The sequence below is a fragment of the Microbacterium sp. NPDC058021 genome, from assembly GCF_042885955.1.
GTDB lineage: Bacteria > Actinomycetota > Actinomycetes > Actinomycetales > Microbacteriaceae > Microbacterium.
In genome coordinates, this window is sequence record NZ_JBHVRF010000001.1 from 92,355 (window position 1) to 118,556 (window position 26,202).

The 26,202-nt window shown below is 68.0% G+C and carries 28 protein-coding genes and 2 tRNA genes; 14 read left to right on the top strand and 16 right to left on the bottom strand.

Annotated features, from left to right (window positions below; all coding sequences use genetic code 11):
- The first annotated feature begins 56 nt into the window (after positions 1–56).
- Positions 57–1,760, top strand: coding sequence for a Stk1 family PASTA domain-containing Ser/Thr kinase (gene pknB, locus ACFVR6_RS00380; RefSeq protein ID WP_386957747.1), 1,704 nt, complete (start codon positions 57–59; stop codon positions 1,758–1,760).
- Here pknB and ACFVR6_RS00385 read toward each other — a convergent pair.
- The 3 genes from ACFVR6_RS00385 to ACFVR6_RS00395 are packed head-to-tail and all read right to left on the bottom strand — an operon-like array spanning position 1,742 to position 3,338.
- Positions 1,742–2,398, bottom strand: coding sequence for an anthranilate synthase component II (locus ACFVR6_RS00385; RefSeq protein ID WP_386957749.1), 657 nt, complete (start codon positions 2,396–2,398; stop codon positions 1,742–1,744). The two genes, pknB and ACFVR6_RS00385, sit on opposite strands and share 19 nt — an antisense overlap.
- Entirely contained in the window at positions 2,395–2,550 is a 156-nt protein-coding gene (locus tag ACFVR6_RS00390) for a hypothetical protein (protein ID WP_386957751.1), read from the bottom strand. The genes ACFVR6_RS00385 and ACFVR6_RS00390 overlap by 4 nt, the downstream gene beginning before the upstream one ends.
- On the bottom strand, positions 2,550–3,338 hold the full coding sequence (locus ACFVR6_RS00395) for a class E sortase (protein WP_386957752.1): 789 nt from the start codon (positions 3,336–3,338) through the stop codon (positions 2,550–2,552). Before ACFVR6_RS00395 ends, ACFVR6_RS00390 begins: the two co-directional genes overlap by 1 nt.
- A gap of 54 nt (positions 3,339–3,392) precedes the next feature.
- Here ACFVR6_RS00395 and ACFVR6_RS00400 point away from each other — a divergent pair, with 54 nt between their 5' ends.
- Positions 3,393–3,632: a cell division protein CrgA gene (locus ACFVR6_RS00400; protein WP_386957754.1), complete on the top strand. Its 240-nt coding sequence runs from the start codon at positions 3,393–3,395 to the stop codon at positions 3,630–3,632.
- A gap of 85 nt (positions 3,633–3,717) precedes the next feature.
- Here ACFVR6_RS00400 and ACFVR6_RS00405 read toward each other — a convergent pair whose 3' ends face one another.
- Both ACFVR6_RS00405 and ACFVR6_RS00410 read right to left on the bottom strand, forming a co-directional pair.
- Positions 3,718–4,584 carry a rhomboid family intramembrane serine protease gene (locus tag ACFVR6_RS00405; protein WP_386957756.1) on the bottom strand — a complete coding sequence of 289 codons (867 nt, stop codon included), beginning with the start codon at positions 4,582–4,584 and terminating at the stop codon, positions 3,718–3,720.
- Positions 4,585–4,594: 10 nt separating this feature from the next.
- Positions 4,595–5,152 carry a peptidylprolyl isomerase gene (locus tag ACFVR6_RS00410; protein WP_386957758.1) on the bottom strand — a complete coding sequence of 186 codons (558 nt, stop codon included), beginning with the start codon at positions 5,150–5,152 and terminating at the stop codon, positions 4,595–4,597.
- 99 nt (positions 5,153–5,251) lie between these two features.
- Here ACFVR6_RS00410 and ACFVR6_RS00415 point away from each other — a divergent pair, with 99 nt between their 5' ends.
- Together ACFVR6_RS00415 and ACFVR6_RS00420 are read left to right on the top strand one after the other, a co-directional pair.
- Positions 5,252–5,839, top strand: a complete 588-nt coding sequence (locus ACFVR6_RS00415) for a DNA helicase (protein WP_386957760.1) — start codon at positions 5,252–5,254, stop codon at positions 5,837–5,839.
- Between the two features lie 59 nt (positions 5,840–5,898).
- Entirely contained in the window at positions 5,899–6,321 is a 423-nt protein-coding gene (locus tag ACFVR6_RS00420; RefSeq protein ID WP_386958795.1) for an aminoacyl-tRNA deacylase, read from the top strand.
- Here ACFVR6_RS00420 and ACFVR6_RS00425 read toward each other — a convergent pair whose 3' ends face one another.
- Positions 6,322–6,744: an NUDIX hydrolase gene (locus ACFVR6_RS00425; protein ID WP_386957762.1), complete on the bottom strand. Its 423-nt coding sequence runs from the start codon at positions 6,742–6,744 to the stop codon at positions 6,322–6,324.
- Positions 6,745–6,873: 129 nt separating this feature from the next.
- Between ACFVR6_RS00425 and ACFVR6_RS00430 the strand changes: the two genes are divergently transcribed.
- Entirely contained in the window at positions 6,874–7,614 is a 741-nt protein-coding gene (locus tag ACFVR6_RS00430) for a hypothetical protein (protein ID WP_386957763.1), read from the top strand.
- Here the strand turns inward: ACFVR6_RS00430 and ACFVR6_RS00435 are convergent.
- The 9 genes from ACFVR6_RS00435 to dnaA all read right to left on the bottom strand — a co-directional run bounded on the left by ACFVR6_RS00435 (position 7,588) and on the right by dnaA (position 17,856).
- Positions 7,588–7,660 (bottom strand) — tRNA-Ala (locus ACFVR6_RS00435). The genes ACFVR6_RS00430 and ACFVR6_RS00435 overlap by 27 nt on opposite strands.
- A gap of 15 nt (positions 7,661–7,675) precedes the next feature.
- Positions 7,676–7,749, bottom strand: a tRNA-Ile gene (locus tag ACFVR6_RS00440).
- 79 nt (positions 7,750–7,828) lie between these two features.
- Positions 7,829–8,233, bottom strand: coding sequence for a DUF3566 domain-containing protein (locus ACFVR6_RS00445; protein ID WP_386957765.1), 405 nt, complete (start codon positions 8,231–8,233; stop codon positions 7,829–7,831).
- Positions 8,230–10,833 (bottom strand): DNA gyrase subunit A, encoded by a 2,604-nt coding sequence (gene gyrA, locus ACFVR6_RS00450; protein WP_386957767.1) that lies wholly within the window; start codon positions 10,831–10,833, stop codon positions 8,230–8,232. Before gyrA ends, ACFVR6_RS00445 begins: the two co-directional genes overlap by 4 nt.
- Before the next feature lie 74 nt (positions 10,834–10,907).
- Positions 10,908–12,947: a DNA topoisomerase (ATP-hydrolyzing) subunit B gene (gene gyrB, locus ACFVR6_RS00455; RefSeq protein WP_386957768.1), complete on the bottom strand. Its 2,040-nt coding sequence runs from the start codon at positions 12,945–12,947 to the stop codon at positions 10,908–10,910.
- A gap of 122 nt (positions 12,948–13,069) precedes the next feature.
- Positions 13,070–13,558, bottom strand: a complete 489-nt coding sequence (locus ACFVR6_RS00460; RefSeq protein ID WP_386957770.1) for a DUF721 domain-containing protein — start codon at positions 13,556–13,558, stop codon at positions 13,070–13,072.
- A complete protein-coding gene (recF, locus tag ACFVR6_RS00465; protein ID WP_386957772.1) occupies positions 13,551–14,708 on the bottom strand; it encodes a DNA replication/repair protein RecF in 1,158 nt (385 codons plus the stop codon). Before recF ends, ACFVR6_RS00460 begins: the two co-directional genes overlap by 8 nt.
- A gap of 52 nt (positions 14,709–14,760) precedes the next feature.
- Entirely contained in the window at positions 14,761–15,912 is a 1,152-nt protein-coding gene (dnaN, locus tag ACFVR6_RS00470; protein ID WP_386958797.1) for a DNA polymerase III subunit beta, read from the bottom strand.
- A 528-nt stretch (positions 15,913–16,440) separates the two neighbouring features.
- Entirely contained in the window at positions 16,441–17,856 is a 1,416-nt protein-coding gene (gene dnaA / locus ACFVR6_RS00475; protein WP_386957774.1) for a chromosomal replication initiator protein DnaA, read from the bottom strand.
- 305 nt (positions 17,857–18,161) lie between these two features.
- Between dnaA and rpmH the strand changes: the two genes are divergently transcribed.
- The 9 genes from rpmH to ACFVR6_RS00520 all read left to right on the top strand — a co-directional run bounded on the left by rpmH (position 18,162) and on the right by ACFVR6_RS00520 (position 25,755).
- Positions 18,162–18,299: a 50S ribosomal protein L34 gene (gene rpmH, locus ACFVR6_RS00480; protein WP_026302947.1), complete on the top strand. Its 138-nt coding sequence runs from the start codon at positions 18,162–18,164 to the stop codon at positions 18,297–18,299.
- Between the two features lie 57 nt (positions 18,300–18,356).
- A complete protein-coding gene (locus ACFVR6_RS00485) occupies positions 18,357–18,647 on the top strand; it encodes a ribonuclease P protein component (protein ID WP_386957776.1) in 291 nt (96 codons plus the stop codon).
- Positions 18,644–19,000 (top strand): membrane protein insertion efficiency factor YidD, encoded by a 357-nt coding sequence (gene yidD, locus ACFVR6_RS00490; protein WP_386957778.1) that lies wholly within the window; start codon positions 18,644–18,646, stop codon positions 18,998–19,000. The genes ACFVR6_RS00485 and yidD overlap by 4 nt, the downstream gene beginning before the upstream one ends.
- A gap of 6 nt (positions 19,001–19,006) precedes the next feature.
- Positions 19,007–20,185: a membrane protein insertase YidC gene (gene yidC, locus ACFVR6_RS00495; protein ID WP_386958799.1), complete on the top strand. Its 1,179-nt coding sequence runs from the start codon at positions 19,007–19,009 to the stop codon at positions 20,183–20,185.
- A 22-nt stretch (positions 20,186–20,207) separates the two neighbouring features.
- A complete protein-coding gene (locus ACFVR6_RS00500) occupies positions 20,208–20,708 on the top strand; it encodes a Jag family protein (RefSeq protein ID WP_386957780.1) in 501 nt (166 codons plus the stop codon).
- Between the two features lie 16 nt (positions 20,709–20,724).
- A complete protein-coding gene (rsmG, locus tag ACFVR6_RS00505) occupies positions 20,725–21,348 on the top strand; it encodes a 16S rRNA (guanine(527)-N(7))-methyltransferase RsmG (RefSeq protein WP_386957782.1) in 624 nt (207 codons plus the stop codon).
- Positions 21,349–23,349: 2,001 nt separating this feature from the next.
- Positions 23,350–24,291 (top strand): ParA family protein, encoded by a 942-nt coding sequence (locus ACFVR6_RS00510; protein ID WP_386957784.1) that lies wholly within the window; start codon positions 23,350–23,352, stop codon positions 24,289–24,291.
- Positions 24,291–25,376 (top strand): ParB/RepB/Spo0J family partition protein, encoded by a 1,086-nt coding sequence (locus ACFVR6_RS00515; RefSeq protein WP_386957786.1) that lies wholly within the window; start codon positions 24,291–24,293, stop codon positions 25,374–25,376. The genes ACFVR6_RS00510 and ACFVR6_RS00515 overlap by 1 nt, the downstream gene beginning before the upstream one ends.
- 34 nt (positions 25,377–25,410) lie before the next feature.
- Positions 25,411–25,755: a tryptophan synthase subunit alpha gene (locus ACFVR6_RS00520; RefSeq protein WP_386957788.1), complete on the top strand. Its 345-nt coding sequence runs from the start codon at positions 25,411–25,413 to the stop codon at positions 25,753–25,755.
- Positions 25,756–25,822: 67 nt separating this feature from the next.
- Here ACFVR6_RS00520 and trxA read toward each other — a convergent pair whose 3' ends face one another.
- Positions 25,823–26,146 carry a thioredoxin gene (gene trxA, locus ACFVR6_RS00525; protein ID WP_386957790.1) on the bottom strand — a complete coding sequence of 108 codons (324 nt, stop codon included), beginning with the start codon at positions 26,144–26,146 and terminating at the stop codon, positions 25,823–25,825.
- Positions 26,147–26,202: the final 56 nt, after the last annotated feature.

Genomic DNA, 26,202 nt, shown 5'->3' on the forward strand with positions numbered 1-26,202 from the left:
GCCAGGTTCGGCCGGGCGCGGTCGACTAGGCTGGTTTTCTACTCAGGGGGGTTTCCGTGACGGCTGTGCCGCGCGTGCTTTCGGGCCGCTATCGCATCGATGACACCATCGGGCGCGGCGGCATGGCTCGGGTGTATCAGGGATACGACCTGACGCTCGGCCGACCGGTGGCCATCAAGGTGCTCAAGCGCGATCTCGCCGAGGACAGCGCCTTCCGCACGCGCTTCCGGCTCGAGGCGCAGGCGGCATCCCGCATGTCGCACCCCACCATCGTGCGCGTCTACGACGCGGGCGAGGACTCCGAGACCGATCCCGACGGTTCGGTGCACCCCGTGCCGTACATCGTCATGGAACTCGTGCAGGGCTCCCTGCTGAAGGACCTGGTCGCCGACGGGCCGCTGCCGGTCGCGACCGCGGTGCGGTACGTCGACGGCATCCTCGAGGCGCTCGAGTACTCGCACCGCGCCGGTGTCGTGCACCGGGACATCAAGCCGGGCAACGTCATGATCACCGACGCCGGTCAGATCAAGGTGATGGACTTCGGCATCGCCCGCGCCGTCTCCGACTCCTCTTCGACCGTCGCCGACACCACCGCGATCCTCGGCACCGCGGCCTACTTCTCGCCCGAGCAGGCCAAGGGCGAGCCCGTCGACGCGCGCGCCGACGTGTACTCCACCGGTGTCGTGCTCTACGAGCTGCTCACCGGTCGCCAGCCTTTCCGCGGCGAGACGCCCGTCGCCGTGGCCTACCAGCACGTCAGCGAAACGCCGCTGCCGCCGAGCGAGGTCAACCCCGACGTGCCGCGTGCGCTGGATGCCGTCGTGCTGCGTGCCCTCGCGAAGGACCCGTTCCAGCGCTTCCAGGATGCCGCGGCATTCCGTGAGGCGCTCGACGCCACCGTCGACGGCAAGACGCCCTCCAAGCGTCAGGTCGGTGCCCTCACCAACCAGCTCTACGGGCCCGACCCCCGCCAGGCGCAGGACACCGCCCGGTCGCTGCGTCAGCTCAGCACCGACACCACCATGACCCGCACGCAGTCCGGTCCGCCGGTCGCGTGGATCTGGGCGGGCGTGGCCGTGCTGGCGGTGCTGCTGGTCTCGGTGCTGTTCTGGGTCGTGACGATCCAGCCGGGCTCGGGGGTTCCCAGCAACGCCCGCATCGTGCCCGACGCCGTGGACATGGCCTATGACCGTGCCGAGCAGCTGCTGCTGGACGAGGACCTCGATCCCGACCGCATCGAGGAGCCGAGCGAGACCGTCGCCGCCGGCAACGTCATCCGCACGGTGCCGGCCGCCGGGACGTCGGTGGCGATCGGCGAGAAGGTCAACGTCTACGTCTCGACCGGCGTCGAGACCGCGGTCGTGCCGACCCTCGTGGGGCTCGACCTCGGCGCGGCGGAGCAGGCGCTGACCGCCGCGGGGTTGCGGCTCGGCGCCGTGACCGAACGCAACGATCCGGCGGCAGCCAAGGGCACCGTGCTGGGTTCCGCTCAGACCGAGGGGGCCGAGATCCCCGTCGGCACCGCGGTGAACCTCGACGTCGCCACCGGTCAGGTGACCCTCGACGACGTGTCGGGCTACACCCTGGATGCCGCGACCCGGGAGCTGGAGTCCGACGCCATGCAGCTGACGGTGCTCACCAGCGAAGACCCGTCGTGCCCGGCCACGCCCGGCGGTCCCACGGTGCAGTCGCAGTCGCTCACCCCGGGCGATGTCCCCATCCACTCCACCATCACGCTGTTCTACTGCACGGGCGAGTAGCCCCCGGCGCCGCGATGGGGGTGCAGGCGCGCCCCGACCGCCGCAGCGTCAGGCACGCCGACACCGACGAGCCAGTTGCCCAGCAGCCGGTAGCCGCCTTCGGTGAGCACGCTCTCGGGGTGGAACTGCACGCCCGCCAGCGGCAGCGTGCGGTGGGCGATGCCCATCACGACACCGCTCGCCGTGCGTGAGGTGATGACGATCTCGGGCGGCAGGGTCACCGCGACGACTGCGAGCGAGTGGTACCTGGCGGCGGTGAACGGATCGGGAAGGCCGGCGTACAGCGCGCCATGGTCGTGATGGACGGCGCTGGTCATCCCGTGCATGAGCTCGGGGGCATGGGTCACGGTCGCCCCGAACGCCTCGGCGATGGCCTGGTGTCCGAGACACACTCCCAGGAGCGGCATCCGCGCGTTCGCCGCCGCCCGCACGACGTCGAGCGAGGCCCCGGCCCGGGCAGGAGTGCCGGGACCGGGTGAGATGAGCACGCCGTCGAATCCGGCGATCGCGGCGACCGGGTCGTCGATCTCGTCGGCCTCGACGAGGGATGCCGCCGCTCCCAGCTCCCCCAGGTACCCCACGAGGGTGTGGACGAAGCTGTCGTGGTTGTCGACGACCAGCACACGGCGACGCGTCATCCGACGGTGACATCCTCGGGGGTGAGGATCGTGGACACCCAGGGGAAGACGAAGAAGAACAGCCCGTAGAGCACCGCCGCGGCGAGCACGAGCAGGATCAGCACCCGGATCCACCACGGGCCGGGGAGCACCCGCCAGAGGGCTGCGTACATCAGGCTTCTCCTGCCAGGGTGAGGGAGGCGGGCTCGCCCGCCGCGCGCGGGGTGAACGACTCGAACACCGCGTAGGCGGCGATGCGCTCCGCGGTGGACCACATCGGGCTGCAGGTCGTCAGGGTGAGGTAGCGCCCGTCGGGGGCCGCCCCCACCTTCTGCGGCACGGGCTCGAGCACGGCGACCTCGTCGGGACGCACGTACTCCATGTTGCGGAACCGATATGTGTACCAGCCGTCGACGGTTTCGATCACGATGGCGTCGCCGATCTGCAGGGACGGCAGGTTCTCGAACGGGGCGCCGTGGGTGTAGCGGTGCGCCGCCAGGGCGACGTTGCCCATGGCGCCCGGCATGGCCGTGCCAGGATAGTGGCCGATGCCGATCGGGTCGAGCACCCGGGTCTTGCTCACGCCCTCGGCGACGGGGAACACCCAGTCCTCGCCGAAGCGGGGCACGTGCAGGGTGGCGAAGATCTCGGCGTCGCCCACCTCGGGGGTGACGACCGGCTCGGCGGTGACGGGTTCGCCGGTGGCATCCGGCCCCGGCGTCGCGGTCGGCGCGGGCTGCTCGGCCGCCCACTGCTGGGTGATCTCCTGCGCCTCCGCCTGGCGCTGGCTGCCGATGATCGCATCGCCGATCCACAGTTGGTACGCCACGTACAGCAGCACGACGACGCCGAGGGTCACCAGGATCTCGCCGAGCACCCCGACGACTCCGAGCGCGCTCGCCGGGCGACGGCGACGGTCGCTCTGGCGGCGCGCGGGCGGCGCGGGAGGGGTATCGGGCACGCCTGCATCCTAACGAGGCGGGTTGAGACGGCGCTGGCCGCTAAACTTGCCCGCATGGCACCTTCCGACAAGGGCGGCGACTCCGTCTCCGAGCGCACCGAGGGCGACGCGACCCCCAATCCCGTGTGGTTCAAGCCCATCATGTTCGGGCTCATGCTGCTGGGCTTGGTCTGGGTGCTCGTCTTCTACTTGAGCAACATGCAGTTCCCGATCCCCGGCATCGACGCCTGGAACCTCGTGATCGGCTTCGGCATCGCGTTCATCGGCTTCCTGATGACGACGCGCTGGCGCTGAGCACGCCCTCCACAACCGCTCCCGCACCTGTGAATTACACCGGTGTGATTCATCCCCAGGCTGGGGATGAATCTGTGGATAACTTTCAGCCGTAGACCAAAACGGGCACGATGAGCAGCGCGAGCAGCCCGGCCGCGACCGCGATCAGCAGCCACATCTGACGGCGCTGCACGCGGATCGCTCGGGTGCGGGCGAAGATGAAACCCACGAGCGCGCCCACGAGGCCGCCGCCGATGTGGGCCTGCCAGGAGATGCCCGACCCCGGCAGGAACGTGATCACCAGGTTGAGTCCCAGCAGGATCGCGATCGCTGTGACGTTGACGCCGAGGTGGCGACCGATGACGAACATCGCTCCCAGCAGACCCCAGACGGCGCCCGAGGCGCCCACGACCCAGGTCCCCGGGGCGAGGAGCGAGACCAGCACCGAACCGCCGAGCGCGCTGAGCAGATAGAGCGCGAGGAAGCGCCCGCGGCCGAGCAAGGGCTCCAGACTCCGGCCGAGTGCCCACAGCGCCAGCATGTTCAGCACGAGATGCCACAGGCTCGCGTGCACGAGCGTGACCGTCAGCAGCCGCCAGGGCTGGAACCCGATGCCCGGGAACAGGAAGGCACTGTTGAAGGCGAGGTATGCCGTGACCGTGTCACCGATCCCGGGGATGAGGGTGACGAGGTAGGTCAGCGACGTCACGATCATGAGCGCGTACGTCACCAGCGGGCGCGTATCGGTGGCCCGCGCCCGCGCCGGCCCGCGACGCCGCGGCATCCGCGTGACCTTCGCCGACTGCTGCTGCTGTTCACGCAGGCATTCGGGGCAGATCACCCCCACCGGCATCTGTGTCTGGCATTCCGGGCAGATGGTGCGCAAGCACCGCTGGCATAGCACGAAGCTCTGCCGGTCGGGATGCCGGTAACAGAAGTTCTCCGGATTGGTGCGGAAGTCCGCGGACGTCACGGGCGTGCGGTCAGACTGCCGCGATGTCGATGGAGGAGATGACCACGGGCTCGACGGGACGGTCGCCCGCAGCGGTGGGCACCTTCGCGATGGCGTCGACGACGGCGCGCGAGGCGTCGTCTGCGACCTCGCCGAAGATCGTGTGCTTGCCGTTGAGCCAGGGGGTCGGGTCCGTGGTGATGAAGAACTGCGAGCCGTTCGTGCCCTCGGCCTGACCGGTGATCGCGTTGCGACGCAGGCCCGCATTGGCCATGGCCAGCAGGTACGGCTTGCTGAAGGTCAGCTCGGGGTGGATCTCGTCGTCGAACGTGTAACCCGGGCCGCCCACGCCCTGACCGAGCGGGTCGCCGCCCTGGATCATGAACCCGGGGATGATGCGGTGGAAGATGACGTCGGTGTAGAGGGGTCCCTCGCCCGGCTTGCCGGTGGCGGGGTCCGTCCAGGCGCCGGTGCCGTCGGCCAGGCCGACGAAGTTCTGCACCGTGCGCGGTGCGTGGTCTCCGAAGAGGTTGACGACGATGTCGCCGTGGTTGGTGTGCAGGGTCGCGACCGCAGTGGGGAGTGCCATGTTCTACATTCTCGCAGAGTTATGCGCAACCCCTCCCGCCCGGTGACAGGTCTGGCAAGATAAGGAGAAACGTCCCCGAGCGATAAGGGAGGGCCCCTCGTGAGCCTCAGCCGCAAGCGCAAGAAGGAACTCCGCAAGCTCCAGAAGCAGGCGACCACGCTGTGGGAGACCCAGCAGGTCCTGGTCGGTGAAGCCGCGACCGTCGCCAAGGAGGCGGGGCGTCAGCTCGGCCAGTACAACCGCGAGCACATCGTGCCGACGATCAACACGGCCTACGGTCAGTACGCCGCCCCCTACGTCGACAAGGCCACGAGCGTCTCGCGCCACGTGATCAACGACAAGGTGGTTCCCGCCGCCGGTGCGGTCGTGGGTTCCGCGATGTCGGTGTGGGATGCCGCGAACGACACTCGCGCCCGCGTGGCGGCAGGTCGCGGCTTCGCCGCGCCCGACGTCGCGAAGTACTCCAAGAAGGCCGACAAGTACAGCAAGGACGCGGCGAAGAAGATCGCGAAGAAGATCGCCGTCGCCGCGCCCGCACCCAAGAAGCGTATGGGCGCCGGTAGCGTCATCGCGATCATCCTCGGTGCCGCCGCCGCCCTGGGCGTCGTCTACGCCGCGTGGCAGACACTGCGCGCCGACGACGAGCTGTGGGTGGCCGACGACCCGCTGAGCGCACCCGACGCTTGACGTCGCACACCGACGCGCTTTCTCGAGCCCGCGATGCCGCACAGGCACGCGGGCTCGAGGTGTCTTTCCGGGAGCGTCCCGCCGCGCGCAGCCTGCCCGAAGCCGCCACGCTGCTGGGGCTGACGCCCGCCGACATCGTGAAGACCCTCGTCGTCAAGCGCAGCGACGACACCTACCTGTTCGCCCTGATCCCCGGCGACCGCGCCATCTCGTGGCCGAAGCTGCGCGCCGTCGTCGGTGTCAATCGGCTGAAGCTCCCCGACGCCGAGCACGCCCTCGCCGCCACCGGCTACGAGCGCGGAACGATCGTGCCGATCGGCAGCACGACCGACTGGCCGGTGTTCGCCGATGAGCGGATCGTCGGCAAGCACATCGCCATGGGCGCCGGTGCGCACGGGTACAGCCTCTTCGTGGATGCCGACGCCCTCATCGCCGCCTACGGCGCCACCGTGGCCGACATCTCGACCGACGCACCCGTCTAGTCAGGCGAGCTTGGCCATCTTCAGGGCGATGTCCACGAGCTTCACCCGCTGCAGCAGCCACACCCCGGGGAGGGGGAACCACTCCGCCCGGTCGGTGGACCCGTCGACCTCGTCGCGCAGCCGTCCGCCGGTGATGCGGGCGGAGTAGACGATGCGCAGGGTGTGCAACGGGCCCTCACCCTCGGTCACGCGGTGGCTCGCGGGGATGACACGGGAATGGATGCCCAGCAGTTCCCCCACGGCGACGCGGTAGCCCGTCTCCTCGCGCACCTCGCGGCGTACGGCGTGCTCCGGGTCCTCGCCCTCCTCCAGCCCGCCACCGGGCATCGTCCAGCCGGAGCGGCCGTTCTGGTTCCAGTGGGCCAGCAGCACCCGCTCGTCGGCGTCCGTGATGACGGCGTAGGCCGCCACCCGCATCTCCATGCGTGCGACTCTACCGAGCGCAGACGACCCCCGACCGCGCCGGCATCCGAGCGCGGCAGGCAGGCAACCGCCATGATCCGCGCACGCGTGCCTTCCTCTCGGCACGCCCGAACCGATAGCGTCGCCACCGTGACCACCTCGTCGATCGACGCCGCCGGGCCGAACACCACATCGGCGCGAGCCGAACGTGGGCAGACGGCGGCAGTAGCGGTCGCGATCGTGGTCGGAGGAATCCTCGCCTTCCTGTTCGCGCCGCGCTCCGTCGGCCTCGTGATCGGAACGCTCCACTTCACCTGCTCGTGGGGAGTCGGCGGTGAATGGGGTCCGGACGGTGCCTGGGTGTGCCCGGACGGCAGCGGATCCCTCGAGGTGGTCGTCGTGCTCGGCGGGGTGTCGGGCTTACTCCTGCTCGCTGGGCTTCTCATCGCCATCGCCCGGCCGTCGACGGGCCGCTCGGCCGCGTACCTGGTCCTCGCGGCAATCCCACTGGCGTGGGTGGGCGTCTGGACGTTCTCTGCCGCAACTGCGTACACCGGTCCCCGGCCCGACGGCGAGACCGGTGCAATCCTGTGGGCCTCGACCGTGCTCCCCGGACTCGCGACGTGCGCCCTCGCACTGCTCGTGGGAGCCGTGGGCGCCGTGACATCGCGCCGCTGGCCACCGGCCCTGTGGGTCGGCGTGGGTCTGATGCTCCTCGGCACCGCCCTCGCGCCCGGCATCGCGATCGCCACGTTCGTCTCCGGCGCGATGCTCACAGCTGCCGGCATCGACCGGCATCGCACACGCGGCGCGGGGATGCAGAAAACCCCGGAATCACGGGGATTCCGGGGTTCTGTCCGACTGTGGAGCCTAGGAGATTCGAACTCCTGACATCCTGCTTGCAAAGCAGGCGCTCTACCAACTGAGCTAAGGCCCCGGGGCTGGGGATGTGTGGGGCTACCAGGACTTGAACCTGGGACCTCTTCATTATCAGTGAAGCGCTCTAACCGCCTGAGCTATAGCCCCTTGCGCCGATTCTCATCGGCAACCTCCAAGACTTTACCCGACTCCACCCGGTTTCACGAAACCGAGACGCCGGGATCGGTCAGTTGGAGGTGAAACCGACCAGAAGCCCGCCGGTGATCTTCACCATCAGGTTGTAGATGCCGGCCACGACCGCGCCCAGCACCGTCACGACGATGAGGTTGAGGATGGCCACGATGGCTGCGAACGCCATGACCTGCGGCAGCCCGATGAAGCTCGTGAGCGACACGGTGCCGTCGGTGAACGCGACGAACAGCTCGTCCACCTTCGCCAGCAGCGTCGTCGCCTCGAGCACCATGTACACCAGGAAGATCGAGACGACCGTGACGACGGCCAGGGCGACGGCGGCGAGGAAGGACAGCTTCACCGCGGACCAGAAGTCCACGTACACCAGGCGCAGGCGCACCTGCTTGGAGCTGGTCTTGCTCGAGGACTTCTTCGCCAGCTTGTCGGCTACCGTGCTCATGCGTCAGTACTCTCTTCCGGGGTCTCGGGGGAGGTGGTCCCGTCGGCGGACTCACCGGCCGGTGCATCGGGATCAACTGCGGCCGCGGCTGCCGCTTCGGCCTCAGCCTCGGCTCGTTCTGCCAGGCCACGCTCGCCGTTTCGGGCGATTGCGAGGATGCGATCATCGTCGGCCGGTCGTGCGAAGACGACCCCCATCGTGTCACGGCCCTTGGCAGGCACCTCGGCCACGGCAGAGCGTACCACCTTGCCACTGGCAAGAACCACCAAGACCTCGTCGTCCTCGCCGACGATCAGACCGCCCGCGAGATCGCCCCGATCCTCGTTCAGCTTGGCCACCTTGATGCCCAGGCCACCGCGGCCCTGCAGCCGGTATTCACCGATGCTGGTGCGCTTGGCGTAGCCTCCCTCGGTCACCACGAACACGTAGGCGTCGTCGTGCGCGACGGAGGCGGAGAGCAGGCTGTCGTCATCGCGGAACGACATGCCCTTCACGCCCTCGGTGGAGCGTCCCATCGGGCGCAGCGACTCGTCGGTGGCGGTGAATCGCAGCGACATGCCGTGGCGGGAGATGAGCATGATGTCGTCGGTCTCGTCGACCAGCAGCGCGCTGACCACCTCGTCGTCCTCCCGCAGTCGGATCGCGATGATGCCGCCCTGACGGTTGGTGTCGTACTCGGTCAGGCGCGTCTTCTTCACGAGCCCACCACGGGTGGCGAGCACCAGGTAGTTCGCGGCCGCGTAGTCGCGGATGTCGAGGATCTGCGCGATCTCCTCATCCGGCTGCAGGGCGAGCAGGTTCGCGACATGCTGACCCTTGGCGTCGCGCCCGGCCTCGGGGACCTCGTAGCCCTTCGAGCGGTAGACGCGGCCTTTGTTCGTGAAGAACAGCAGCCAGTGGTGCGTCGTGGTGACGAAGAAGTGCTCCACGACGTCGTCGGCGCGCAGCTGCGCGCCCTTCACGCCCTTGCCGCCGCGGTGCTGCGAGCGGTAGTTGTCGCTGCGCGTGCGCTTGATGTAGCCGGCACGGGTGACCGTGACGACCATCTCCTCCTCGGGGATGAGGTCCTCGATCGACATGTCACCGTCGAACCCGTGCAGGATGTGGGTGCGACGCTCGTCGCCGAAGCGGTCGACGATGCCGGTGAGCTCGTCGCGGATGATCTCGCGCTGACGCAGCGGGCTGGCCAGGATCGAGTTGTAGTCCGCGATCTTCATCTCGAGCTCGGTGGCCTCGTCGACGATCTTCTGCCGTTCCAGTGCCGCCAGGCGCCGCAGCTGCATCGACAGGATGGCATCCGCCTGCCGGTCGTCGATCTCCAGGAGCACCTTGAGGCCCTCGCGTGCCTCATCGACCGTCGGAGAGCGGCGGATGAGCGCGATGACGTCATCGAGCGCGTCCAGCGCCTTGAGGTAGCCGCGCAGGATGTGCATGCGCTCTTCCGCCTCGCGCAGGCGGAAGAGGGTGCGACGGACGATCACCTCGACCTGATGCTCGATCCAGTACGAGATGAACCCGTCCAGCGGCAGTGTGCGGGGCACGCCGTCGACGATCGCCAGCATGTTGGCGCCGAAGTTCTCCTGCAGCTGGGTGTGCTTGTAGAGGTTGTTCAGCACGACCTTGGCCACGGCGTCGCGCTTGAGCACGATGACGAGGCGCTGGCCGGTGCGATCGGAGGTCTCGTCGCGGATGTCGGCGATGCCGCTGAGCTTGCCGTCGCGCGCCAGGTCGCGGATCTTGGCCGCCACGTTGTCGGGGTTCACCTGGTAGGGCAGCTCGGTGACGACCAGGCACGTGCGGCCCTGGATCTCCTCGACGCTGACGACGGCTCGCATCGTGATCGAGCCGCGACCGGTGCGCTGCGCTTCACGGATGCCACGGGTGCCGAGGATCTGCGCGCCGGTGGGGAAGTCGGGGCCGGGGATGCGCTGCATGAGCGCCTCGAGCAGCTCCTCGCGCGTGGCCTCGGGGTTCTCCAGCGCCCAGAGGGCGCCGGCGGCGACCTCGCGCAGGTTGTGCGGCGGGATGTTGGTCGCCATGCCGACGGCGATGCCGACGGAGCCGTTGACGAGGAGGTTGGGGAAGCGCGCCGGGAGCACCGACGGCTCCTGGGTGCGACCGTCGTAGTTGTCCTCGAAATCGACGGTCTCTTCGTTGATGTCGCGCACCATCTCGAGCGCGAGCTGGGCCATCTTGGTCTCGGTGTACCGAGGGGCGGCGGCACCCATGTTGCCGGGCGAGCCGAAGTTGCCCTGGCCGTCGGCCAGCGGGTAGCGCAGCGACCACGGCTGCACGAGACGCACGAGGGCGTCGTAGATGGCGCTGTCACCGTGCGGGTGGTACTGACCCATGACCTCGCCGACGACGCGGGCGCACTTGGAGAACGCCTTGTCGGGACGGTACCCGCCGTCGTACATGCCGTAGATGACGCGGCGGTGCACGGGCTTGAGGCCGTCGCGCACATCGGGCAGCGCACGGCCAACGATGACGCTCATCGCGTAGTCGAGGTAGCTGCGCTGCATCTCGACCTGGAGGTCGACCTGGTCGATGTTGCCGTGCTCGTACCCGTCGATCGGGGCAGGGCGCATGTCGTCAGTCATTGTGTTCTCTCAGTCCGGTGGTCTCGGTCCGCTGGTCGAGCGCTCGTGCGGAGCACGAGGGCAGCGAGACCACGTCAGATGTCCAGGAAGCGCACGTCCTTGGCGTTGCGCTGGATGAATCCGCGCCGCGCCTCGACGTCTTCGCCCATCAGCACCGAGAAGATCTCGTCGGCTGAGGCGGCGTCGTCGATGGTGACCTGCCGGAGCGTGCGGGTCTCGGGGTCCATCGTGGTCTCCCACAGCTCCTTGGCGTTCATCTCGCCCAGACCCTTGTAGCGCTGCACGCCGTTGTCCTTGGGGATGCGCTTGCCGGCGGCCAGACCCTCGGCCATCAGCGCGTCGCGCTCGCGATCGCTGTAGACGTACTCGTGGTCGGAGTTGGACCACTTGAGGCGGTACAGCGGCGGCTGGGCGAGGTAGACGAAGCCGGCCTCGATGAGCCCGCGCATGTAGCGGAACAGCAGCGTCAGCAGCAGCGTCGTGATGTGCTGACCGTCGACGTCGGCATCGGCCATGAGCACGATCTTGTGGTACCTGGCCTTCTCCACCGAGAAGTCCTCGCCGATGCCGGTGCCGAAGGCGGAGATCATCGCCTGGATCTCGGCGTTGCCGAGGGCCCGGTCCAGTCGCGCCTTCTCGACGTTGAGGATCTTGCCGCGCAGCGACAGGATCGCCTGGCGCTCGGGGTCGCGGCCGCTGACGGCCGAACCACCGGCCGAGTCACCCTCCACGAGGAAGATCTCGCTGATCGAGGGATCCTTGCTCGTGCAGTCCTTGAGCTTGTCGGGCATGGATGCCGACTCGAAGACGCTCTTGCGCCGCGCGGTCTCGCGCGCCTTGCGGGCGGCCAGGCGCGCCGTGGCGGCGTCGATCGCCTTGCCGATGACACGCTTGGCCTGCACGGGGTTGCGGTCGAGCCAGTCGGTGAGCTGGTCGCCGACGACCTTCTGCACGAACGCCTTCGCCTCGGTGTTGCCGAGCTTCGTCTTGGTCTGACCCTCGAACTGCGGCTCGGACAGCTTCACGGAGATGACGGCGGTCAGGCCCTCGCGGATGTCCTCGCCGGTGAGATTGTCGTCCTTCTCCTTGAGCAGGCCCTTCTCGCGGGCGTACTTGTTGACCAGGGTGGTCAGCGCCGCGCGGAAGCCCTCTTCGTGGGTGCCGCCCTCGTGCGTGTTGATCGTGTTGGCGAAGGTGAAGACGTTCTCGGTGTAGCTCGTGGTCCACTGCATCGCCAGTTCCAGCGAGATGTGGCGCACGGTGTCTTCGGATTCGATCTCGATGATCTCGTCGTTGACGACCTCGGCCTTGCGCACCTTGTTGAGGTACTCGACGTAGTCGACCAGGCCCCGCTCGTAGTGGAAGTCGTCGTGCCGGCGACGCTCCTCGGAGGTCCCGTCGGGCAGGTCGACCGTGTATGCGGCATCCGGACGCTCGTCGCTCAGCGTGATGCGCAGTCCCTTGTTGAGGAACGCGGTCTGCTGGAAGCGGGTGCGCAGGGTGTCGTAGTCGAAGTGCACCGACTCGAAGATCGTGTCGTCGGGCCAGAATTCGATGGTCGTGCCGGTCTCGGTGGTCTCCTCGGCGCGCGCGAGCGGCGCCTGCGGCACGCCGCCGCCGCGGTAGGACTGGCGCCAGGCATAGCCCTGACGCTTGACCTCGACTTCGAGGCGGCTGGAGAGCGCGTTGACGACGGAGGAGCCGACACCGTGCAGACCGCCCGAGACGGCGTATCCGCCGCCGCCGAACTTGCCGCCGGCGTGCAGCACCGTGAGCACGACCTCGACGGTCGACTTGCCCTCGGTGCGGTGGGTGTCCACCGGGATGCCGCGCCCGTTGTCGACGACGCGGAGGCCACCGTCGGCGAGGATCGTCACGTGGATCGTGTCGCAGTAGCCGGCGAGGGCCTCGTCGACGGAGTTGTCGACGATCTCGTACACGAGGTGGTGCAGGCCCCGCTCACCGGTGGAGCCGATGTACATGCCCGGGCGCTTGCGAACGGCTTCGAGCCCTTCGAGCACCTGGATCTCATCCGCCCCGTACTCCGTGTGCGTCGCCGGCGCCGGTCGCGATTCGGGTTCTTCGGAAACGCTGTCGGGGTTCTGAGACGTCATAAGTTTCGAGCGCTCCACATCGATCGTGCCTGAGCGTCCAGTCTATCGGGTTTCGACCCCTGCGCGCGGCGGAAACGGCCCTGTCGCGCCCTGAAAACGTTCCGAATGCCCCTGATCGTGGGTCAGCCGTAGGTATCGCGAGCACCCCGCCCTGGAACCGCTCTGCGGCCCCATTTCCAGGAGGGGACGTCCGGCCCGATGAAGCGGATGCTCGAGACCCCGGCTTCGGGGAAGCGCCGCGCGATCTCTGTGACGATGGTCGCGCGCATGAGGGTGAGCTGCCTGGCCCAGGCCGTGGAGTCGCACTGCACCGTGAGCACGCCGTCGCCCAGCGCCACCGGCGATGCGTGCTGGGCCGTCTCGGCGCCGGCGACCTGCTCCCACTGCAGCACGAGGTCTTCCCGCGCCAACTGCGAGTCCCATCCCGACGCCCGGGTGAGCGCGGCCACGACGTCGCCGAGGCCGTGCGGATCGCGCCCCGCGGTGAATGGGGCGTTGTCGTCGTCGACGACGGTGCGGCGCTTGCGCCGCGAACCGCGACTGGTCGGCTCGAGGCCGCGAAGTCGCATGTACGTCGCGATCGTCTCTGGAATGCGGGCGGGATCAGTCATTTTCCGCCCCCAGAATACGCCCGGCCTCGACGCGGACGGTACGGGCCCGCAGCGCCGGCGGCACGTCGTCGTCGACGGCGGCTGTGACGATGACCTGTTCGTAGTCGGCCACGAGGCCCGCGAGCCGGCTGCGACGGTCGGCGTCGAGCTCGGCGAACACATCGTCGAGGATCAGCACCGGGTCACCGAGCCGCGACTCCGCGCGCAGCAGCTCGGCCGAGGCGAGACGCAGCGCCAGGGCGACCGACCACGACTCGCCGTGGGACGCATACCCCTTCACGGGCAATCCGCGCACCCGCAGCAGCAGGTCGTCGCGGTGCGGCCCGGTGAGGGTGAGGCCACGGTCGAATTCGGTCGATCGCCGCGCGGCCAGCGCCGCGCGGAAGCGCGCCTCGATGTCGGCGGCGTCCGACGCGGATGCCGCGGCGACGGCGTCTTCTTCGGGATCGGCGCCGTCGACCGACAGCGCCCACACCAGTTCCGGGCTGTGATCGGCGCCGGCGATGCCGGCGTAGGCATCGACGAGGGGACTGGTCAGTTCGGCGGCGAGGGCCAGCCGGGCGCGGATGACCTGCGTCCCGAGCGTCACGAGCTTGTCGTCCCACACCTCGAGCGTCGTCAGCGCGTCGCCGCGGATCCCGCGGGCCTTGGCCGACTTCAGCAGCGCGGTGCGCTGCTTGAGCACGCGGTCGTAGTCGGCGAGCACGCCTGCCATACGGGGCGTGCGCTGGATGAGCAGCTGATCGGCGAAGCGCCGACGTGCCGACGGATCGCCGCGGACGATCTGCAGGTCCTCCGGAGCGAAGAGCACGACCTGCGCGTAGCGCGGCAGCTCGGCGGGTTTGACCGCCGCGCCGTTGACCCTCGCCTTGTTCGATCCCTGCCGGTTGACCTGCACCTCCAGCTGCACGCGGCGCTCACCGTGTGCGAGCCGGGCCCGCACGATGGCGGCATCCGCCCCGTGGCGCACCATCGGCGCGTCATTGGAAACCCGATGCGACCCCAGCGTCGCGAAGAAGGCGATGGCCTCGACGAGGTTGGTCTTGCCCTGGCCGTTGCGCCCGACGAAGACGTTCGCGCCGGGCGACAGCGCGACGTCGGCGACCGCGTAGTTGCGGAAGTCCACGAGGCTGAGCTGCTCGACGATCACCGAATCACCCTCCTTCGCGGTTCCGACAGGACGCCCTGCCGGGGTACGCAGCTCAGCGCAGGAGCAGGTTCGGCTGCAGCAGATACTTGAACGAGCCTTCGCCGGCACGGTCGACCGAGGTCTGCGCCGTGATGAGCACGGGGCTCAGCTTGTTCGCGTTCTCGCTCGAGGTGAACGTGATGCGCGTGAACTCGCTGCGCACGGCGCCCAGGGCCTCGATGAGGTACTGCGGGTTGAGCCCCAGCGTGACGTCCTCACCGACGAGGGTGGCATCCACCGATTCGGTGGCGCGCGCCTGCTCGGTGCCCGAGGCATCCATCGAGACGCCGTCGGCCGTGAACGTGAACCGCAGCGGCGCGGAGCGGTCGAGCACGAGCGACACACGGCGCACGGCCTCGATGAGCTCGGCGGTGTTGACGACCGCGTGGTGCTCGGTCTGCTCGGGGAAAAGGCGGCGGACCGGGGGGAAGTTTCCCTTGATCAGCAGCGACGTGACCGTCTTGTTGCCCGCGGTGAACGCGATGATCTCGCGGTCGCCCGAGCCCGAGAAGGCGATCGAGATGTCTCCGGAGTGCGCGAAGGTCTTGCCGACCTCCATGAGTGTGCGGGCCGGGACGAGCGCGGTCGTCGACTCCTCGGATGCCGCGGCGCCGCCGTCCCACGGGAGTTCGCGCAGCGCCACGCGATAGCGGTCTGTCGCGACGAGGCTCAGCTGCGTGCCCGAGACCTCGAGCTGCACGCCGGTGAGCACCGGGGTGACGTCGTCTCGGGATGCGGCGAAGGCGACCTGTGCGATCGCGGTGCCGAAGTCGTCGGCCGGGACAAGACCCGATTCACCGGAGACCTCGGGGATGGCGGGGTACTCCTGCACCGGCATGGACGAGAGCGTGAAGCGCGCGGAGCCGCAGGTCAGCAGGATGCTGCCGTCTTCCTCGATGCTCATCTGGATCGGCGCGTTGGGGAGCTTGCTGGCGATGTCGGCGAGCAGGCGACCGTGCACGAGGATCGTGCCGGGGTCGTCGACCGTGGCCTCGATGGTCGTGCGAGCGGAGGCTTCGTAGTCGAAAGCCGAGAGCGACAGGCCCTCTTCGGTGGCTTCGATGAGCACGCCGGCCAGGATCGGCTGCGGGTTTCGCTGCGGCAGAAGCTTCACGACGAACGACACGGCCTCGCTGAAGACATCGCGATTGACGTGGAACTTCACAAGTTCTCCCTTGACGGCGGGTATGGGCTCCCATGCTACTGCCCAGAACGTGTCGTCCCGGAAGTCGTGGTCCGCCGTCACGTCACGGTGATGGACCCGGATTCCATTGAAGAAGTTCTTGTCATGGTGTTAACACCTGTGGAAACTGTGGATAACTCTCGCGATCCCAGTCGAGACACCGGAACTACAAAGTTGTCATTTGTGAGTTGCCTGCGGATTGGCGTGTTTCCGCGGGTGTCGGGTGTGCTGCTCGGAAGGCCGTTCATCCACAGGCCGGCCGAATCCACTCACAATCTTGTCGGCGCGTCGCACATTTATCCACAGGTTGTCCACAATGTGAAGAACACGGATGATCGCCTGCTCGGACAGCGCTGTCAAGCGCGAAAACACCGCATACGTCGGCCTGACGGCATGCGATGCGCGGCATAGGTCGTCCACGGGCGTTCAGTGGTGGTACGTACGCCCGAGGGCTGCTGTGACCCGGGTACGCCGGAGGGACCCTCCGCGGCCGGAGCCGCCCGCGGAGGGTCAGCGGCCGTTGCGGCCGAGCTGCGTGGTGATCTCAGACACCTGGTTGTAGATCGAGCGGCGTTCCTTCATGAGTTCGCTGATCTTCTTGTATGCGTACATGACCGTGGTGTGGTCGCGGTTGCCGAACAGCTGACCGATCTTCGGCAGCGACAGGCTCGTGCGCTCTCGACACAGGTACATGGCGATCTGCCGTGCCGTGGCGACCGCCTGGGAACGGCTGGAGCCGTAGAGATCGTCGACCGACAGCCGGAAGTACTGAGCGGTGGCGGTGATGATGTCGGTCGGGGACACCACGTTCGCATCGTCGTGGTCGACGATGTCGCGCAGCACGGTCTGGGCGAGCGAGATGTCCAGCGACGACCGGTTCAGGCTCGCGAACGCTGAGACGCGGATGAGCGCGCCCTCGAGCTCGCGGATGTTGGAGGAGACCTTCGTCGCGATGTACTCGAGCACCTCGTCGGGCACGAGGAGGCGCTCGGACTGGGCCTTCTTGCGCAGGATCGCGATGCGGGTCTCGAGGTCGGGGGCCTGCACATCGGTGATGAGACCCCACTCGAACCGGCTGCGCATGCGGTCTTCGAAGCCGGTCAGATGCCGAGGGGGCACATCGCTGGTGATCACGACCTGCTTGTCGTGGTCGTGGAGGGTGTTGAAGGTGTGGAAGAACGCCTCTTGCGTCTCGGCGCGACCCTGCAGGAACTGGATGTCGTCGATCAGCAGGATGTCCACCTCGCGGTAGCGCGCTTGGAAGGCGGCACCGCGGTTGTTGGCGATCGAGTTGATGAAGTCGTTCGTGAACTCTTCGCTCGAGACGTAGCGCACCCTGATGCCGGGATACAGGCTCAGCCCGTACTCGCCGATCGCATGCAGCAGGTGGGTCTTGCCGAGGCCCGAGTCACCGTAGATGAACAGCGGGTTGTACGCCTTGGCCGGCGCTTCGGCCACGGCGACCGCGGCTGCGTGCGCGAACCGGTTGGACTGGCCGATGACGAAGTTGTCGAAGGTGTACTTGGGGTTCAGCCGGGTGTCGCTGCGTGAGGGCGGTGCGATCGGCTCCGGAACCTCGGCGATGGGACTGCGCACCACGATGGGCGCGGGCGCCGGCTGCAGGGGGATCGGTTCGCTGAGGTGCGCGTCGGCGAGCTCGGGGTTGACCACGACGCGGAAGGTGGATGCCGCCGGCTCCGCGTCGACGCGTGCCAGGGCTTCCATGATCGGTGCGCGCAGGCGCTTGTTCAGCTGCGCCGCCGTCAACTCGTTCGGCACGTCGAGGTAGAGCGTCCCGCTCATCACGCCCTGCGCGACCGCAAGGCTGAGGAACCCCTGCAACTGCGGGGTGACGCGGTCGTCTCCGACGAGTTCTTCAAGCACAGCGCGCCAGACGGGAACGTCTGGAAGATCATGCTGTGACATTGCGACTCCGGGGATCGATGCGCCGTGGCATCCGCCGCACACGGAGGGCGGGCCTGTGGATAACGTGCGTGGGTAACGCTAATCAGCGAGCCTTGCGTCCGCCAAATCCACTGTAGGCCGCGGCTGCGTGTCATTGCGAGGATCGACCGGCGTCGGTGGATAAAGTGTGCGCCGCGGACGCTCGGTTTGAGTTCTCGCGCGGCGCGACGTACCCTTAATCGGTTGACTTATGCCCATTCGGGCAGTCCCCTGTACCCGCGTCCCCGGCCCAGCTTTCCGGTGACCGCCGATCCGGAGTGATCCTCATGAGCAAGCGCACCTTCCAGCCCAACAACCGCCGCCGCGCCAAGAAGCACGGGTTCCGTGCCCGCATGCACACCCGCGCCGGCCGCGCCATCCTTTCGGCTCGTCGCGCCAAGGGGCGCACCGAGCTCTCGGCCTGACACCCCGCGGTGCTCTCGAGGCCGAACCGCCTCACACGCGGCATCGAATACCGCGCGGTGGTCCGCGGCGGACGGCGATGTGGGGGCACCCACACCGTGACGTACGTCGCGCCCACCCTCGGTGGGCAGGTGCCGAGGTTCGGTTTCATCGTGAGTAAGCAGGTCGGCGGAGCCGTCGTGCGCAACACTGTGCGCAGACGGCTCAAAGCCGTCTGCGCAGAAGTGCTGGGCGACGCCGTTCCCTCGGGCGATGTCGTGATCCGCGCGCTGCCGAGCGCAGCCGACGCTCCCTACGCGGAGCTGCGCAACGACGTGCGCCGGTGCCTGGCGAAGCGGACCGTGTCATGAGCACGGCGACACTGCCGACGGCATCGGTAGGCGAGGCGACCCTCGACCCCACGCAGACGTGGCGCCTGGTTCCGCTCATCCCGCGCAACGCCGGTCTCGCGCTGCTGCACGGGTACCGCGCCACGATCTCCCATATGTACGGCGACGTCTGCAAGTACTATCCGTCGTGCTCCGCCTACGCCGTGGGTGCCGTGCAGCAGCATGGTCTGGCCAAAGGCATCGTTCTGTCGGCGGCGCGGCTTGCGCGCTGTCACCCTTGGGCCGCGGGTGGGATCGACGATGTTCCGTCGCATCCCCACTTTCGCCACGATCTGACTCGGCACGGTTTCGTCGTGCCCTCCGGAAAGGACTGATCCGTGCTGGATCTCTTCGCTTCGACGCCCGTGCCGGTGGTCCCCACCCCCACGACTCCCCCGCCGGGTGAAGGTTTCGACCTGTTCAGCACCTTGATGTGGCCCTTCAAGTGGCTCGTCGAGATGATCCTCGTCTTCTGGCACTGGCTGTTCACAGCCGCGGGCCTTCCTGCGGCGGCGGGCGCCACCTGGGTGCTCGCGATCATCGGCCTGGTGATCGTCGTGCGGTCCGCGCTGATCCCGCTCTTCGTGCGCCAGATCAAGAGCCAGCGCAAGATGATGGAAATCGCTCCTGAACTGCGAAAAGTCCAGGAGAAGTACCGCGGCAAGAAGGACCAGCTCTCTCGTGAGGCCATGAGCCGCGAGACGATGGCGCTGTACAAGAAGCACGGCACCACGCCGGTCTCGAGCTGTCTTCCGCTGCTGGTGCAGATGCCGATCCTGCTCGGCATGTTCTACACGCTCAGCGACGTCAAGAAGCACGCCGAGTGGGGCGTCGGCGGTGTCGGCCTGCTCAACGCCGAACTGACCAAGCAGTTCTACGACGCCCAGCTGTTCGACGTCGCGCCGCTGCACACCAACATGATCGAGGCGATCGGCCTCGGCCAGACGGCGACCGTGGTGATCCTCGTGATCCTGGTGGTCCTCATGATCGCGTCGCAGTTCATCACCCAGCTGCAGATCATCTCGAAGAACCTGTCGCCCGAGGCCAAGACCGGCCAGGCGTACCAGATGCAGAAGATCATGCTCTACGTGCTGCCGCTGGCATTCATCTTCTCGGGTGTCTTCTTCCCGCTCGGCGTGGTCATCTACTGGTTCGTCAGCAACCTGTGGACCATGGCCCAGCAGTTCATCGTCATCCGCAACCTCCCGACCCCCGGGTCTGAGGCGGCCAAGGAGCGTGAGGAGCGCCTGGCTCGCAAGGGCAAGGCGCTGGATGCCAAGGGTCGCGTCATCCCGATGGAGAAGTACCAGGCCGAGCAGCAGCGTCTGCTCGAGGAAGCCGAGCGCGCCCGCGCCGCTGCTCCCAAACGCCAGCAGCCGATGGGCAAGCAGCGCGCCAAGAAGAAGCAGCCCCCGAAGAGCGGCAGCCCGGCCCCCAAGGCTGGAGACAAGCCCTCGAATGGCGGCGAGAAGCCCAAGGGCGGCCCCTCCACCACGCCGCCGCCGGCACCGAAGTCCTGATCGATCGCCCGAAGGAACTGAGATGACCCTCTCCCCCGAATCCGCGGAGTCCACGGAAGTCACCGTCGAACAGCTAGAGCAGGAGGGCGATATCGCCGCCGACTACCTCGAAGAGCTGCTGGACATCGCCGACATCGACGGCGACCTGGGTCTGGATGTGCGCGGCGGTCGTGCGTACGTGTCGGTCGAGGCCGACGAGTCGGGCTCACTGTCCAGACTCAGCCACCCCGACACCGTGCAGGCGCTGCAGGAACTGACGCGGCTGGCCGTGCAGAACCGCACCGGGCGCTTCTCGCGTCTCATCCTCGACGTGGGCGGCTCCCGTGACGCCCGCCAGAAGGAACTCGAAGTGCTCGTCGACCGCGCCATCGCCCGGCTGGATGAGGGTGCCTCGCAGGCATCCCTGCCGGCGATGTCGAGCTACGAGCGCAAGCTCGTGCACGACGTGGTGTCGGCGCGCGGCTTCATCTCGGAGTCGTACGGCGAGGGCGCCGACCGTCACACCGTCATCCGCCGCGGCTGATGTTTCACGTGAAACGATGACCTCCCTCGAGACCGAGCCGGCTGTCGCTGCCCAGATCTTCGGCGATCGCATCGACGCGGCGCGTGCCTTCACCGCAGCCCTTGCCGAGCACGGCGAGGAGCGCGGGCTGATCGGTCCGCTGGAACTTCCGCGGCTGTGGACGCGACACATCCTCAACAGCGCCGTCGCCGCTCCCCTGTTCGCGGGCCGCGTCGGCGACGTCGGGTCCGGAGCTGGGCTGCCGGGCATCGTGCTCGCCATTGCGCGCCCCGATGTCGAGTGGGTGCTGATCGAGCCCATGGAGCGTCGTGTCGCCTGGCTCAACGAACAGGTGCGGGAACTCGGTCTGGAAAACGTCGAGGTGCTGCGTGATCGCGCGGAGGACTGGAAGCGCGGCCCGGTGCTCGACGCGGTGACCGCTCGAGCCCTGAGCGCGTTGCGTACCCTCGTGCCGCTGACCGCTCCCCTGGTGCGCGACGGCGGCGAGCTGATTCTGCTCAAGGGCGCGAACGCATCCAACGAGATCGCGGCCGCCGACAAGGTGATCCGGAAGTTCCGGCTGTCGAACGTGCGCGTGGAGCCGGTCGGCGAAGGACTCATCGACGAGCCGACGCGCGTCATTCGAGCGACCGTCCGCTGACCGCTCCGGGCAGCCGGTTGTGCGCGGGGCGCGCTCGATGACGACGAAATCGGCGATCTCGGAGCGAAATCCGCCACGTCTCCTTCTCTCAGAACGCGCTTAGGATCGCTCTGACAGCGCCGAAATGGTGGTGTTTTCGGCCCGCTCTGACCGCTCACCTCCTCGGAGCGCGGGTCTCACGATCGCGTCGACGAACGCGGGTCGACGACGTCGGCACTGTTTGCGACGCAGTGATTGTCTCAGTGCTCCGATCCGTGCAACTGGTCATGCGAGCCCGGTCGAGCCCGGTCGAGGCCCAGGCCGTCGAGCGCCACAGGTACGTGCTCCGCGGTCGGGGCCCCGTCGCCCCGTAGCCTTCGTTCTCCCCCGTGACAGAGAGTGGTCACCGCTTCCTGCTCCGTCATCCGCCGCACGCAGACGGGGAGGTCCGGTGCGGATGGCATAACCGTCGGGCCGCCCGCCCGCCCGGCACTGGGTCGGTGCGTTCGGCGTGTTTCACGTGAAACACGCCGCGCCGGCAAGGTGGGGGCTCCGCACCGGAGGCGGGCGGCGCCGGGATGTATCGCGCCAAGACCCCAGCGGGACGCTGCATCGACCGTGGGTTCAGCTCGCCGGGCGCGGCGCCGGGTCCGCCTCGTGGCGGATCGGTCACGGGTCGGGTTGGCGCCCGCGTTGTCGAGTCCCCTCACACGTCGAGGCGGGCCGGATGGGGCGTTGTGTGCAGAGTCGTCGTGCGGGTGTGGCGCGTGATGTCGGCGTCACGGAACGCGATCGGTGTGCTGCGCCTCCCGCTACATAGCGGGTGTGCAGGCTGCGAGTCGCCGGCAGGCCCCGAATAGCGTGTCTCCGCCCGGGTGCGATGCGACCTGACGTCTACGTAGCAGGTGCGTTTCACGTGAAACACCGCTCGTCCCGCTACTTCGGGGCGAGACGCGCGCGGCCAAAGGGGGCGAGGTCCGAACCGTGATCCAGTGAGCAAGGCGGCCGTCGCGCCCCCCGTGCAGCGCCGGGGTCATGGGGCGCATCCGACGCGCGGGCCGGGCGGGATCACCGGTTAACGATCCCCCCGTGGGAGGCGGTCGAAGTGTGGGCCGTGATGTTCCACGTGAAACGCGGCGCGACGTGCCATGTCCGCGTCCGTGCCCGTGCCCGTGCCTGTCGTCGCGCGCCGCCTGAATCCGCTGGTGATCGTGGCTTCTCTGCGAGATTGGGCGAGCACGCTATGGAGTTGATTCCTGCCGGTGCGCTCCGTGCACACTCCCCGACGCTCCCGGTTGCATGCATCGTTGCAGGCGCCGTCCCCTAGCCCCACCACTCACGGTCGGGTGGGACTCGTCGCCTGCCCTGAAGTCCGCGTTTCACGTGAAACGGAGTGATGCCACGCGCGCCGAGCGATGCGGAATGACCACGGCGGGCCACCACGCGCCGAGTGGACCACATCACGGCGGCAGACCTTCATTGTTTCACGTGAAACACAACGGCGTCCGGCGTGCCGTCCTCCCGTGCCTGAAGCGCGGCGTGTTCGTTGCAGCACCACGCCAAGGCGGAAGGTGCTTTCCAGGAGTCAGGGCTTGCGCGCCGGGCGGGCGGGGTGGATCCGCGAGTGGGCCTCCGGCCACCTGGTGCGCCTCGATGTTTCACGTGAAACGCTCTGGGCATTGGCACGCGTCTCCATGGGAGACAAGGCCAGTGGATGCATGCAGCCGAAGGGCACCATGTTTCACGTGAAACGCGGACGGGGGGTCCCGTGTCGTTCCTCGCGTACATGGGTGGACTTGAGGTGAACGCGGTCATCTTGGGTGGCTCCATCGCGTCCATCGCGTGGATCGCCTGCTCCCATGGGCGCACCCGCCCCACACCCGCTCCGCTGGATTCAGGGCCAGGAGCCGACTGCGGGACGAGATCGTGCCTTGTTTCACGTGAAACGGCGCGCACAACGGTCGGCGGTGGGAGTGGGGTCGCGTAGGGTTGTACGGGTTGGTCGTCGAGCAAAACGGAAGGATGTTTCACGTGAAACAACCCGAGGATGGAGCCGAAACGGCGTCCTTCTCCCTCGACGACTCCCCTCTCGCGCGTGAGTTGCTCGACCTGACCGCTCGTCGGCGGGCACTGGACACCGCCGAGGTGCACCTCAGTGGCCAGACCCGCATTCTGACGGTGTCGAACCAGAAGGGCGGCGTGGGCAAGACCACGACCGCCGTGAACATCGCCGCCTCCCTCGCATCGGTGGGAGCGCGCGTGCTGGTGATCGACCTCGATCCGCAGGGCAACGCCTCCACCGCGCTCGGCGTCCCGCACTCGGCCGACACTCCCAGCGTGTACGACGTGCTCATCGACGACTTCCCGCTCGCCGACATCATCCAGGCGAGCCCGGAATCCCCCAACCTGCTCTGTGCCCCCAGCACTATCCACCTCGCCGGCGCCGAGATCGAACTCGTCTCGCAGGTGGCCCGCGAGCACCGCCTCAAGACCGCGCTGGAGGACTACCTCGGTGCAGTCGAAGAGCGCCTCGACTTCGTGATCATCGACTGCCCGCCGTCGCTCGGGCTGCTCACGATCAACGCATTCACCGCCGCCGATGAAGTGATGATCCCCATCCAGTGCGAGTACTACGCACTCGAAGGGCTCAGTCAGCTGCTCGGCAGCGTGCGCATGATCCAGAAGCACCTGAATCCGCAGCTGCACGTCTCCACGATCCTCCTCACGATGTACGACGGACGCACGCGTCTCGCGCAGCAGGTCGCCGAAGAAGTGCGCTCCCACTTCGCCGACCAGGTGCTGCAGACCGTGATCCCGCGTTCGGTCCGCGTCTCGGAGGCGCCGAGCTTCGGCCAGACCGTCATCGCCTACGATGGGCAGTCGGCCGGCGCCGTCGCCTACCGCGAAGCCGCCGTGGAGATCATCCAGCGAGGCGACACACACAACAGTGAAGGAACACCCTGATGGCGAAGCGAACAGGCCTCGGACGAGGCATCGGCGCACTCATCCCCACCGCGGAGCCCTCGGAGGCCCGCCCCGTCGACGTGTTCTTCCCGGGTGTCTCGCGCAAGGCCGAGGCCGCGGAGGCCGCCGCTGCCGCTGAAGCGAGCAAGGCGGACGCCGCCACGGCAGCCGTCGACGCCGCAGATACTGCGGATGCCGCAGCTCCCGCAGCCGACGCCTCCCCCGCCGCTGCCGACGCCACGGCGGCACCGGAGCCCGCGCCCGAGCTCGTCGCCATCCCTGGCACGCGTCTCATCCAGGTGAACCCCCACGACATCGTTCCCAACCCGCGGCAACCGCGCACGCACTTCGACACGGAAGACCTCGCCGAGCTCGTCCACAGCGTGCGGGAGTTCGGCGTGCTGCAGCCGGTCGTCGTGCGCACCAACGAAGACGGCAAGTACGAGCTCATCATGGGTGAGCGTCGCACCCGCGCCTCGCGCGAAGCCGGGCTCACCTCGATCCCCGCGATCGTGCGTGACACCGACGATGAGCACCTGCTGCGCGACGCGCTGCTGGAGAACCTGCACCGATCGCAGCTGAACCCGCTCGAGGAGGCATCCGCGTACCAGCAGCTGCTCGAGGACTTCGGCATCACGCAGGAGGAGCTGGCCACGCGCATCGGCCGCTCGCGTCCGCAGATCAGCAACACCATCCGCCTGCTGAAGCTCCCCATCCCCGTGCAGCAGCGCGTCGCCGCCGGCGTGCTCAGCGCGGGTCACGCGCGCGCGGTGCTGTCGCTCGAAGAGCCCGAAGCCATGCAGCGGCTGGCCGACAAGATCGTGAACGAAGATCTGTCGGTGCGCGCGGCCGAGGCCGCGGCGAAGGCGCCGGAAGCCGGTGCCGTACGACGCGTGACGCCGAAGGCCGGTGCCCGCCGTGCGCACCTCGACGAGGTCGCCGAACGACTGGGTGATCGCCTGAACACCAAGGTCAAGATCAACATCAGCGCGAGAAAAGGCCAGGTCGTGATCGATTTCGCGACGATCCAGGACCTGAACCGCATCCTCGCGGAGATCGGTGAGACCGAGTTCGGCGCGCACTGACGCCACCCTTCACGGGCCCACGTAGGCTGGAAGGATGACAGCGCACGAGAACACTCCGCCCCCGCGGGCGAGTCTCGAACTGCTGCGCGCCGAGGCCACCGACGAGCTGTCGGTGCTCGTCTACGAGCGGCTGCGTGGGGGCGAGGACCCGTGGGAGTTCATGGAGGACCTCCCCAGCGTGGATGAGCTCGTCGTGCTCATGCTGCGCGCCGAGAACATCGCCTCAGACGGCGGCACGCGCCCCACCCAGGCCCGAAACTACCGGGTGCTGCGCCAGATAGCGCTGGACTATCCCGAGCTGACACGCGCGGTCTGGCGGCTGCTCGGCTCCGAGCCGCACCGCCGGTGGGATGCCACGGTGCGCGCCGATGCCCCCTGAGATCGTCCGACACGACGAAGGCCCGGTCGACGGATCGACCGGGCCTTCGTCTTGTGGAGCGGCTGGATCAGCCGATGTACGACTCGAGGTCCTTCTCGAGGGCGAACTTCGGCTTGGCGCCGATGATCGTCTTCTCGACCTGACCCTGCTTGAACACCTTCATCGCGGGGATGGAGGTGATCTGGTACTGCATCGCGAGGTCGGGGTTCTCATCGACGTTGAGCTTCAGGATCGTGATCTTGCCGGGGTGCTCCGACTGGATCTCGTCGAGGATCGGCGAGACCATGCGGCACGGGCCGCACCATTCCGCCCAGAAGTCGACGAGCACGGGTCCATCGGCGTCGAGGACGTCCTGCTGCCAGGTGCTGGAAGTGGTGGCCTTGGCGGTCATGATGATCTCCTTCGGAAGTCTGTCTCTGGGTCGAACGACGAAGCGGAACGGATTGT